Genomic DNA, 12,802 nt, shown 5'->3' on the forward strand with positions numbered 1-12,802 from the left:
GCAAGGGGCTGGCTATCAGGGAACAATAGGAATACTAGCACCACTAGGGGGCAGAAAAGTAACAATAACAGTTAAAATCAAAAAAATTATACTAATAAGTGTAATCTTTCTTTTTTTTTTGAAATAATACATAACCATTGGGATTAAGATGACAATTGAAATAATTCTAAGCGACATATGTAGTAAAATATCAACCCCATAGGATATACTTGTAAATTCTGAATTAAAACTGGGATTGACATTTCTAATAAACAAGTACTCGAACTTTAAATACACCTCAAAACTCAAGATAATTAAACAAATTACGAGCAATAATTTCCTAATAATATTCACTATTTTTTATATTTATTTTTCATTTTCTATTAACTTTTTAAGTTCTTCATCTGCTTTTTTAGCTGCCTCTTCTAGTTTAAGCCTACTTTTTTCTAGACTATGTAGAAAACCTATTTTTGCTGATTGTTGAGCTAAACCAGCTTCGGTTCCATTGGAAGTGTCATGAATAAATCTCGTTCGGACACCTTCATCCAAAATACTAACACCAGCACCATTATTTGGTTGATTAATTTTCCATGTTTTATACTCTGCAAGTAGGCCTATCATACGCTTTTGCCCAAACATTGCAGCTTGTGCTTCCCCTGAAATGTCCCATCTTAATGGTTTCTCTAACCCCAAATCATTCCAATCATTCAATGTTTTAACATCTTTTACCTGTTCAAGTCTATTAAGCATTAGTAAATCCGCGTCAAGAGTTCTTACGTCTTCAATATAACCTTGGGATTTTAACCCAGATTGGGTGGCTAGAGAATAACCTATGTCGTGTTCCTTTGCTATTGCATCTGGAATGTCAACAGGCTGCCATCCAAAATCATAATTTTTCGTAAAACCATCTTTAGTTATAGACCCTCCACCAGAATATAAACCATGTGACCCGATTGCCTCCTTGAGAGTATTTCTCGGCATATCCCATCTTTCCGCGATTATTTCAGCAGTTGCATCAGAAATATAAAGGTGTTGGATGCCCTCACCTTCTGGCCCATGGCTTGCAGCGTTGTATGCTCCATAAGTCGTACCGCCCATGATTTCTATTGTTTGGTTATCCCATTTATACATTACTTCAGTTTGAGTACGAGTTTTTACTATTCTGCCATTGGCAACAATGTGAATTTTTCTTATGTACTCTAATCCTTCTAACTCGACTCCATCTATAACCCTGTTCTCACTAAATGCGTAAGGACTATTCCATGAGTAAAGCCTCGCAAGTGGATCCACCGCAAAGAATCTACCAACACGAGGATCGTGCATCCTAAAGGTATAATTAAGTGAGTTCCCTTCCCCCTTGATTTCGTTGTCCATTTCCTGCCCCTGGAAGCCATACCTATAGTCCGTGGAGTTTCCATGTCTACCTGGCAGCAACTGTCCAAAGGGATAATAATCATTGTAAGCGACAACATCGGGGCCAAAGCCACCGTCGTTGTTGGTGGCCTTACGGTCCGTAACGACGGAGAGTACGTTCCCTAGATGGCTTGTAAGCTCATAGCGTTTGTCGCCCACTTTATTTTCAAACCGTATTTTTTCCAAGATAGGGCGTTCTTCCAAAATCTCCAAGTTCTTTTGCTCTATGCCCAATCGGGAACTCCCATAGATATGGTGCTCCGTAAGAAAAAGGCCCTCCCGGCCGCCATTGCTCTCGCCCAGGTCCCGGATCTCCGCCAAAAACTCCGAGCCGGGCTTTATATGGAAATTCGGCTTTAGGGTGATCTCGTTTCCGGCGGTAAGGCGGAGGTTGCCGTTGGGCTCCACTACGTTCCCGTTTACGGTATTGGCCACGCTGATATAGTCATAGGCCTCGAAGGCGATCTCCCGGTCAATCAGCATGGTACCGAAGTCCCAGAAGTCCTGCAGGTTCCTATCGGGATCCGCGGGATCCACGGTTCCGTCCGAGCTGTTCTCGTATACGGCCAGGACATTGCCCTGGGCATCGCGTACGTAGAGGGTAGTGGTCTCCGTATCCACCTCGGTCTTGGCGATCCTGTTCCCCAGCCCGTCATATTGGAAGGTGATTACGCTCCCATTGTCCTTGGTCACCGAACGTACCTTGCCGTCCACCCGCCAGTCCAAGGAAGAAAGAAAAGTATCTAGTATTCTACTACTCCCATAAACTTTCCTTTTTTACTATCAAGAACTAAAGAATAGTTTTTTGTTTGGACATAATACATTTCATTACTTTTTTCATAAATTTTGTTAGGTTCAAAAAATTCTCCAACGTAACTCATAACATCTATATTCTTAATTAAATCATAATTAGCCTGTGATGAGTACTGTACAAGGTTGTTACTTCTAATAAATGTATCAACTTCAGATAAATCATTCATTTGATACTCAAAAACAAATTGATATTCTAGGTTGTCATCGCATTCTATGATTTCAATTTTCTTCGGTAATATTATATTTGTTAACTTATTAATTTCCTTTGTGCAATATTCTTTCTCTTGTTTACAAGATGAAAAAATAACGATGAAAATGATTAATCTTAATATCTGACTCCTCATATTATTATTTTCCTTTTTCTTCATCAAAATATGGTACTAATTCTGCTGCTTTTGATTTTACCTCTTTGATTTCTTTATCTTTCCACCAATCAACTTTTTGGTCTTTACTAGTCTGTTTTACATGTATTTTTGGTGATAAAATATCAAAACCTTTTCCTGGTAAAAACATTCTTCCAACATCAGTAGCGGTTTCACTACCTTGTGTTCTTCCTCCATTTTTCTTTTTATCAAAATCCCACTTATCAAAAAATTGCATTGTTCCTTCGAATGACCATTCCCCATCATCTTCTGAACTTCTAGTAAGAACACCTTCAAAGTTTATCGTAAACTGACCTAATGTTCCTTGCGTTCCTGCTTTACCACTAACAGAAAGTTTTACTTCTTTAGATTCGCCTTTTTCAAGAGAATTTAATTCTGCTTCAAATGCAGCACTTTCACGTTCCCAATTTTGAGAACGTTTTCCTCTATAAATAGATACGGAATATGGGTTTACATCAATAGCCTCTTGCTCTGTGATATTTAAAGTTCCTCCTTCAAAAGAGCTATATCTGTCTATAAATTTCTTAGGTAAGTAGTGGTCAAAAGTAGATTTGAATAATTCTGTTACTATTTGATTTGTGCCTGCATAATGTATTTGATTATACTTCTCAACTATTTGCTCTGTTGTAGCATCTTCTCCAGCCATTTTTATCGCAGTATTCCAATCTATCTGCATATTAAACCTAGCTTCTTCTAAACCTTCTAATTCAATTCTGCTTATTAGTTTGTTCCCGCTAAATTGATAAGGACTATACCAAGGGTATTTACCAATTAACGGGTCTACTGCGAAGAAACGACCAATTCTCGGGTCACTCATTCTATGCTTAAAATTATAACTATTTCCCTCGCCCTTGATCTCATTGTCTAGTTCCTGTCCCTGGAAGCCGTACCTGTAATCAGAAGAATTCCCATGCCTGTTCGGTAGAAGTTGCCCGAAGGGATAATAATCATTATAGGCTACCACGTCCGGAACATGATCCCCAACCTCTCCCAATTTTCGGTCCGTAACGACGGAGAGTACGTTCCCCAGATGGTTGCTGAGTTCATAGCGTTTGTCGCCTACCTTGTTTTCAAAGAACGTCCTTTCCAAGATAGGACCTTCCTCCAGGATTTCCAAATTTTTTCGTTCCATCCCCAGGCGGGAACTCCCATAGATATGGTGCTCGGTAAGGAAGAGGCCTTCTTGGCCGCCGCTGCCCTCTCCCAGGTCCCGAATCTCTGCCAAAAACTCGCTACCGGGCTTTATATGGAAATTGGGTCTTAGGGTGATTTCGTTTCCGGCGGTAAGGCGGAGGTTGCCGTTGGGCTCCACCACGTTCCCGTTTACGGTATTGGCCACGCTGATATAGTCATAGGCCTCGAAGGCGATCTCCCGGTCGATCAGCATGGTACCGAAGTCCCAGAAGTCCTGCAGGTTCCTATCGGGGTCCACAGGGGCCACGGTTCCGTCGGAGCTGTTCTCGTATACGGCCAGGACATTGCCCTGGGCATCGCGTACGTAGAGGGTAGTGGTCTCCGTATCCACCTCAGTCTTGGCGATCCTGTTCCCCAGGCCGTCATATTGGAAGGTGATCACGCTCCCATCGTCCTTGGTCACCGAACGTACCTTGCCGTCAACACGCCAATCTATGGATAGGCCCTCGGCGCGGTCCCGGGTAAGCTGACCTATGGCATCGTATTCATAGTTGCCCTCCGTTTGGATCCCCAGATCTCCAAGGCCCTGGTCCCCAATCGCATCGTTTACAAAGTCCAACCGATTGGTCCGCTTGGCCTGCCCCGTTGTCGGATCAGTGTCCACATAGGTATACGCCAATTGATCCATTGCCCCGCTAGGCGTACTGCGATCCAAGGTCTTTAGGTTCCCGTTCTTGTCATAGGCATAGCTGGCCGAGTAAGGATCCGAAGTCCCTCCCGTTCTAAAGGCCTTGATGCGGTTCAACTGGTCGTAACCGTATTTGTTCATCTGGACGGTAAGGGCATTTTCATCGGTATCCAATAGACCGGTCACCATCTGCTTAATGTTCCCATTGTAGAGTTCCTCGCCCACGTTTACCCCTTCCTGGGTCTCCGTACCGTTGTTGGCGGTACTAATTCCAAAAGTGTTGGTGCCCAGGGTACCGATCGGGGCATAATCGCCACTGTAGTAGCCCAAGGTATATCCCATGGCGTCCCGGGCCACTTGGTCACCGTCCCCGCCCATATCGTCGGCGGGGTCCAGATTCTCGGAGTTTACCCCCTTGAGCCAGCCCTGTAGCGTATAGGCATAGTCCATACCCTGTACCTCCTTGTCCCCGATAACGGTACGGGCCAAGGGTCCGTGTGCATAGTACGCATAAGTGGCGTCCTTCTCCCAGAGCATACCATCGCTACTGGTCTCCACCTGGGTAATCCGATTATCCGCATCATAGGTATAGCGATGGGCGAACATATCCGCACGGCCTTTTTGATAGGTCACCTGGTTTACATTGCCACTGATCAAGTCGTAGTCGTACTCCACATGTTTAAGGCCCGATGAGGGATCTTCGGGATTGATGATCATCAATTTGTTGTGCTGTACCAGTTCCTTGACGTTTCCGTGGATATCATAATGATAGAACAACGCATTTTCATAACTGAGGTTGTCATCGAGACCGTCCCATGCGTCATAGTATCGGATGGCGGTGACCCGGTTTCGGGCATTGCTGATGAATTCTGAGATATCGTCCACGGTATCGAACAATTGTACCTCATTGTTGGTGGCCGTGGTATAGTTGGTCCGGGTCACTTCATAACGTGTGTCGGATACATTGGCGGGGTAGACATTTTCCTGCGGGTTATCCGGATCGATGACGGGTACATAGGTCCCGTCCCCGCTATACCTAAGTTTCCCCGTGGTATCCTCGATCGTGATGGCCACATTTGGTGCTAGTTCCCCGGCCTCTATGATTCGGCCCAAGAAATCGTAGCTGGTATAGCTAAAACGACCTGTTCCGGCCTGTTTGGCATTCTGGGAAGCGATAATACGGCCCAGGCGATCGTAGGCAAAACGGGTTACACCCCCGTCCGGAGTTTCCTGCCAGACCAATTGGTTTAGGGAGTTATAGCGGTATCGCGTAATCATATCATGGTCCGGTAACAGGCTTTCCCCTTCCCCCGATCCATTGGCCAGGCGATAGGCATTGATGGCTTCGTTCTTACCTTCCGCTTCCAGTTCCTGTTCGGTAAAGCGGTCCACCCCTTCCGGGGGAACCGTTTGTAACAAGTTCCCGGCCTGATCGTAATAGTAGAGTGTATATTGGTATTCCTTGTCCGCGTATTCCATGGTAAAGTTTTCCACAGGATCGGTCAGGGCATGTTCCAGATAGGCATTGACGAATTCCTGACGTTTGCGCTCCAAGATGGCCTCGTAAGTATCACTTTGATATGCTAGGGTCACGGCGGCCTTGAACTGCTCGCAATCGGTCTGTTCGGGTAGGTCAAAGATGAAATCGTTAAAATTCGTAGGGAAGGCCCGGGGTACGCAGATGCTTTCGTTTCCAGGTTGATTGAGGTAGTCGGACGTAAATTGGCCCCAGTCCATACGGTCAAATTCGTTGGCGGCATCTACATGTGCCTTATATAACCCGATGATGGAGGCCATATCCGGATACCCATAGTTGAACTCCGTGGCCCCAAAACGGGCAATGGACATATACTCGATATCCTCGATACCGGTGATACCAAAGGTGGTGAGGTAGTTTTGGTAATCGGTTACCAGATACTGGTAGGACTGATTGCAGAAATCGGCCTCGGACACGATATACTGCTCGCGTAGATCCGTATCGAGGCCGTTCATTAGCCCGATCATGATCCCTTCATAGGTACCGTACATGTCAGTACAGCTTAATGGGGCCGGTACCGGGGGGATACAAATATCGGGGCCGCAGGTGGTTCGGGGCTCTTGGGGGATGGATTTACTAGAAACACTGATATTATTGGATAGCATTTTAATACTATCATTTAAGGAAATTCTTGCATTTGAAATAATTTCCCTTTGCAGATTTATATCTAAGTTTTTCCCTTTATGTTCAATGAGAAATAATTCATTTTCAAAAAGAAATACTCTGTTGGCACTAACTGAAACAACCTTTTCAGATTCCCCCAATAAACTTTTCAAATTGAGGGATTTGGTATTTGAGCTATTTATTGAGCCTTTATTGACATTCACATAATATCTAGAATAAGGCTGTCTATAAAAACCTTTTAGACCTTTACAAAGATTTCCATCTATATAAAAAGTATAATCCTCGGATAAACGCTGAGTAGAATAAAATTTAAGAAAGGTATAGCCAGTTTGTAATATTGAGTTAGCATCCAAATATTCCAGCCTTAGCAAATCATGCCCGTAATACTCACCTCCTTCAAAACTTACATCAACTATTTCAGCTACATCATATAAGTTGAAGCCAGGCAAATTTAATGATGAAGTGAGTATTCCAAATATGCCATTTGAAGCATTGTCACTAATAAAAAATGACTGGTTCAGGTCATTTACCATCCGCTGACCAAATGGGTTTCTGCTGTGTACAAAAATTTCGGTAGTATTTGAAAAAGAATTGAATCTTGTGTCGATAGTGTGGGTTAATTGAGAAATGGGATAATTATATATTTTGGTTTCAAGACCGATAATTTCATTTGAAAACAAACTTGCAAGTTCTGGTGAATCATAGTCTTCTATTATGAAATTTTCATTATTGCCAATTAAGCTATCCTTATGGACCACAATGTTATTCAGTAAATCTTTAAAAAGATTTTCAAAAGTGGTTGATTCAGCTTGAAAGTCATCACAAGAATTTTGATAATCTAATGGATTCGATGAACAACTCTTGGGTTCTACTTTTATTCCATCTATTAGCATATAGGTATTTAAAAACCCTTCGTCTAAAACAGAGGCATCGGTTAAAATCTCATTATCCGCTATGAATGGAGAAAATATAAGTATAACAGTTTCTTCTTCCGCAATAAAAGAAACCTCATCTTCTATCCACTGTGGCTTATTTCCAGTACTCTCTATGAAAGATGAATATCTGAATTGATTTCCCATATCCACTCGCCACCCTCCATAATAACTTTTCTCATCGTCATTAAAATGAGGGACATCTCTATTTCCAATACCGTACCTGTTAGTAGCATTGGCCATGAAAAACTTCACTACATATTCCTCGCCAATTTTTAAACCCGTTAATTGAGTTCCAAATGACTCTACATAAAAATTGTTTCCACGATCATTGGTCAATGCTCCCGCAAGTACTCCGCCATCTGGAGAATCGTCAAAATTTGTTAATATGAAAGGGTCTCCTGAGGGAGGTTGATTAGAAGTTGCGGAAGGCCAAAAAGTATCAGCATTTGTTTGATAATCATACCAAGATCCACAGGTGACGTTACTGTTTCTCTGGTTGTGAGTGTTCATGATGACTAAACTTTCACAGGATTGAAATGAACCATCTGCATCATTATAGTTCAATAAATCGCAAGTACTACCCACCAACTCATTAATATCCTCTCCGGGGCAGCATAAAAAGTTGATCAGGGGCCGGTCCGGATCGTCCAGGGCTTGGGTCAAGGTACCCTTGACATGCCTTTCCACCGTAGGGGTCTGGTAGGCCACACGGGCGACCTGCGATGTAATCTGCCCGGAGTTATTATAGGTATAGGTCAACCCCAAGCCCGTAAAGTTCGTGACGCCCGCAGTGGGGAGGTCGTCCTCCAGTTCCAGAACGGCCACATCAAGGCCGCCCACATTAAGGTAATAGGTGTTAATCGGTAGGTCTGCGGTCCAGGTAGCCGTACCCGGATCAAAGAACTTGGACAGATAGCTATCGCGGTATTCGGGAAGTCCGTTGAGTGCTATTCCGGAACCGTTAATCGTTCCCTGTGCATATAATGCATTGAGCAAACGTACAAAGGCTTCTGAAAAGCGGCGTTCCTTATGACATTCGCCCAAGGGCCCAATGGAACCGCCATCGCTCAAATATTGGCCTACACTGTTGGCATCAGGATATACGGTACATTCCGCGATACGGGCCTGGGTAGTCCCCGTAATGACCTCTTCCTTAAAGCCCACTTCCGTATTGATATCGGGAATCCGTACGACCGCACTAAAGGTAAATTGTTCGTTGGGTCCGTCATAAGTGCCGACCAGCTGTTTTACCTGGGTAATGGTAAAGGAAGAGGAGCCATAGCCGCTCCAGCTATATCCAGGGGGGAGGGTAACCGTAATGGGGGTGGTTTCTTCCCCGATTTTTAGGGTAAGCACATTTCCGCTGATTTCATTGTCCCATTGCAATGGATCGGGAGACTCCAGGGGCAGGATGCCCCCAAGATCGGCGTATAGCCCCCGGGACAGGTAATTGGCATCAAAAATACTTTGACGAGGAATTCCCTGGCCCACAAAGTCGGCAAAGGCAAACTCCAGGAAGACCCGTAGGTCCCTGGCCAACGGACAGACCCCGGTCTGTATAAAATACTCATAGGCAGTATACTCGTTCAGTTCGGCTATGACGTCTTCGGCACTTTTGCCGGAATCGTACAAAGCATCCGAAGGGGGAAAGCGTTTTTCCTTGGTCAGGTATTCGTTACGTTCGGCAAGCTCGCAAACTTTATCGGTAGCCTCATTTATGGCTCCCTCAAAGCTGCTTTTTCCTGAAAAGTCATATTCCCCGATGACGGATAACAGATCTACGGGCGGATTTTCCTCCCCAATACACCCGTTGTAGGCATTCCGTGTCTTGGCGTAGACATTGGCCAATAGTTTTTGCAACGTCTGCTTAAGATTGATATAGTTTGTCTTTAAGGTAGCCCAGTAGGCCTCTCGTTGCGAAGCGGAAAGACTACCCACACCCGTATCCGGGCAGTCGTCTGAAATACTGTTGCAGGTTACAATGGCCGCTGCATACTCTTCCAGGCTTTTTTCTGTGGCGTTGTAGTTCTCCATCATGGCCGACATCAAAGCCTCCCTTTGGTTAAAAGCAGTTATGAACCGGTTATCACTGTCTGCAGTCAAAGGGTTGGGGAAGGGAAGGCTACCCTTAAAAAAAGGGTCGTTGGCCATGAGCCCACTGGCTGAACGCAAGCCAGATGGAACCTTGTCATAGGTATCCAGATTACGGAGGTGCTGGTCATACCCATCCGGATTCATTAGCCCGACACTATTGTTGAAGGTCATGCCACAAATGGCCTCGGCATATTCCAGGTATCGATATTCCGGATGGTATACGATCAAGGATTCGGCCCATTCCTCTTGCCATATTCCAGATGCTACAAAATCAACGGCATTGGCCAGGTATTGGGGTTCTATATAGTACTCCTCATTGTTCGGGCTGTTGGTCGCCTTGATCAACACTTCGTTGAGATTGGCCGTTGGGTCTATGGGTGGCTGATAGGTGATGGTCGTTGTCTCGTCCGTCTCGTCCACAGTTAGTATTTCGTTTACCCGGATGTAACTTATGGCGCCATCGGCATTGTAATAATGGCCTTCCGTGTAACGGCCAGTGCCAGTTTCCTCTCCATCGTATACAGGATGTCTGGGATTTCGCCAGGTGTTGTATTCGCCTCCCTCGGTGGTTTCGGCACCGGTAATACGGTTGGTCTCTGCAAAGATGGAAAGACTGCCCTGCGGGTCCAATACTATTTCCCCATTGCTCAAGGTCCTAGGGAAAGCCCCGTATTGCCCGGTAGGTTTCATATCGTTGAGTAGGGCAGTATGACCTACCCGGCAACTAACGGAATTGGCGATGATCATTTCATTGGACTGGCCGGCAAGGTCGGTGCCATCCGTGCAGGGCGCATGGCAGGCGGCAATAAGTTCCGGCCATTGTAGGAGAAAGGCCTGCTCCAATTTCCTGGTTTCCTCCTTGAGCTCATCAGGGGTTAAAATGGCTTCCAGTTCACTAAAATCGTATTGTGCTATCTGTATCTTGGCATAGGTAGTTTCGTTGGAATTTCCGATGCTATCACGGAATTGGGCGCGTAATGCATTTTCACAGTCCGCGCAGGTGGTAAAGCATCCATCATCCTCTATATTGGGAAAGGGAAGGGCCAGATCGGGATCAATATAGCATTCCTTGGTAGGGTCCTGTAGGTCCAGGACGTACTTATCGGCATACTCCTGGAGCATATCCGGGTTTACGATCAGGTTTTTAACGATACTGAAGTTCCCCCGTTCCAAGGATACTTCAAAATTGGCGGCATCGAAGGTATTGCGATCCGAAATTCTACTTTGGCCGTTGGCATCGATGATATCTACGAAAAGATCGTAGGCGATGGCCTCGTTGAAACATTCATAGACAAAATCGGTCGTTTCCAGATTATAGGAAAAAATCCTGTTCTCATTAAAGGGAACCACTTTGGTACTCGTATATACCAGGGCGTCGTCAACGGCACCAAAGGTCTGTGTGGCGCTTCGTCGGTTGTTGTCGTTGGGCGTGTCCGGGTCGTTAGGTGCTACCTTACCCAATAAGTCGGTGGTTATGCGAAGATGGTCTCCATTTTTTTCTTCGTCCAGGCCATCGAGGCCGGCAGGCGCATCACCCAGCAAGGCCGTGGCTATGGTACGTCCCTGGGGATCTATATAGCTAACGCTGCGCTGGCCGTTGGGATCAATGACCGTATTCTTTTTATAGTGCTGGTTATACCCTACGCTATAGCCGAACAAACGGTTGAGTTCTTTTTGTTCCGGCGTAGCATAATAATATTCCATCTGGTGTCCATTGCCCAATTGGTGGGTTACCCCAACACCACCTTTCCTTCGAATGCGGCCCGTATTGTCCGAGGTATATTCAATTTGGGAAAAAGGGTGCCGTTCCGCATTCGGTATCCGTGCCTTAAAGGAATCATCAACATCATTGTCCGCGGAATAGTACCTACTGGCGCCACTTTCCGTGGCCATGGCCTTTTCAAGGCTATAACTGTCCAATTGGTTTACGTTATCAGGGTCAAAATCCTGATAGCTATAGGCTAGGCCGGCCGAATTTCGGGTGAAGGCACTGTTTTGGGGATCAGTATAATCCCCTACAAAGTCGATTGCCGGTGCAAGTGTACGGTTTATGGGTACAGGCAACACCTCGATGGCCGGTCTCCCCTGGGCGTCATAAATGACCTCCCCAACGATAATGTTTTCATCCGAATTGATCTTGGTCACGGTTTGGCGGTTTCTGAGCGTCCCGTCAAAATAGCTCACCACTTCCTTCTTTTTACCATCCTCGGCGTAGGAAGCCTGAAACTGCCAATTTTTGTGTACCTGATGGTCTTCATCGATGATGTACACCCTGTTCCAATCGCTTAAAAATCGGGCCTGATCGTCCTCGGCATCGCTCCAAGGCCCAAATAGGTACCTATCCGGGTAAGCCTCGTTTTTGCCGACCGCCCGCACCCGGTACACAAAGTAGCCCTTGGCATAGATCAGAGGGACGGTATAGGAAAGCCCACTGGCCTGTACCCGGGTACTGTTCAATTCAAAATCCCGTTTGGTAAAGGGAATGGTATTTTGTGCCCGCATTGGATCGTCATAGCTTTCCGAATTGCCATCGTATCCATCGATCCAAGTCCATTCCACATCATAGGAAAGCGCCCCGTTTACAGCAGACCAATTAATTTCCAGCTCTTTTCCCGAAACATTGGGTTCGGCTACCGCAACGTTTGGCGGAAAGGAAGTGTCCAAGGTCTCGAACCGATCAGAGGTAAAACCTATGTCCAAATACACATTTGGGGGAACCGTAGTGGTAGAGGTAGATCCATTGGATAATAGGGTATATGAAATCCCTACAATCTGTACTTGAGCCCCGAAGGATCCGTTCAACACCTGTTTGCTGATGTCCACAGAAGTGCTACCTGCCCCCTGGGTGGTATTGTTCTCTACGGTCAAGGTAATATCCAACGCGGCTTCGTCAAAGTTTCCCGAAGACGAGGCGGGAACAATGCTCAATTGTACTTCAAAGGAATACCGGTCGCTTACCGGAACGGTCTTGTCCAACCCAAGGCTTACGTAGGCCATGGGGGAGTGGTTTACCCGTTCGGGGGAATCCAGGTTCGGGGTCACATATTGGAGCGTGGCATCGGTGGTAATCTGTTCGGCGTCAAAGGTGGCCTTTTCCTGGGCCCAGGCATGGGTGAGGCAGAGCAGAAGGGCGCTTAGGCATCCCAGGATCGTTTTTTTGTTGGTTCTCGTAAACATTCGTCTTTGCGTATTTACTTGGTTA

The 12,802-nt window shown here is 45.7% G+C and carries 3 protein-coding genes; all 3 read right to left on the reverse strand.

Going from position 1 to position 12,802, the window contains the following annotated elements:
• Positions 1-345 precede the first annotated feature (345 nt).
• Genes D7Z94_RS23895 through D7Z94_RS23905 form a run of 3 tightly spaced genes read right to left on the reverse strand, consistent with a single transcriptional unit; the run spans position 346 to position 12,777 of the window.
• On the reverse strand, positions 346-2,118 hold the full coding sequence (locus D7Z94_RS23895; RefSeq protein WP_120714173.1) for an RHS repeat domain-containing protein: 1,773 nt from the start codon (positions 2,116-2,118) through the stop codon (positions 346-348).
• Between the two features lie 17 nt (positions 2,119-2,135).
• Positions 2,136-2,573, reverse strand: a complete 438-nt coding sequence (locus tag D7Z94_RS23900) for a hypothetical protein (RefSeq protein WP_120714174.1) — start codon at positions 2,571-2,573, stop codon at positions 2,136-2,138.
• Positions 2,554-12,777 carry an RHS repeat-associated core domain-containing protein gene (locus tag D7Z94_RS23905; protein WP_147415982.1) on the reverse strand — a complete coding sequence of 3,408 codons (10,224 nt, stop codon included), beginning with the start codon at positions 12,775-12,777 and terminating at the stop codon, positions 2,554-2,556. Before D7Z94_RS23905 ends, D7Z94_RS23900 begins: the two co-directional genes overlap by 20 nt.
• Positions 12,778-12,802: the final 25 nt, after the last annotated feature.

Origin of the sequence: Ulvibacterium marinum (assembly GCF_003626755.1) — a bacterium.
GTDB classification, from domain to species: domain Bacteria; phylum Bacteroidota; class Bacteroidia; order Flavobacteriales; family Flavobacteriaceae; genus Ulvibacterium; species Ulvibacterium marinum.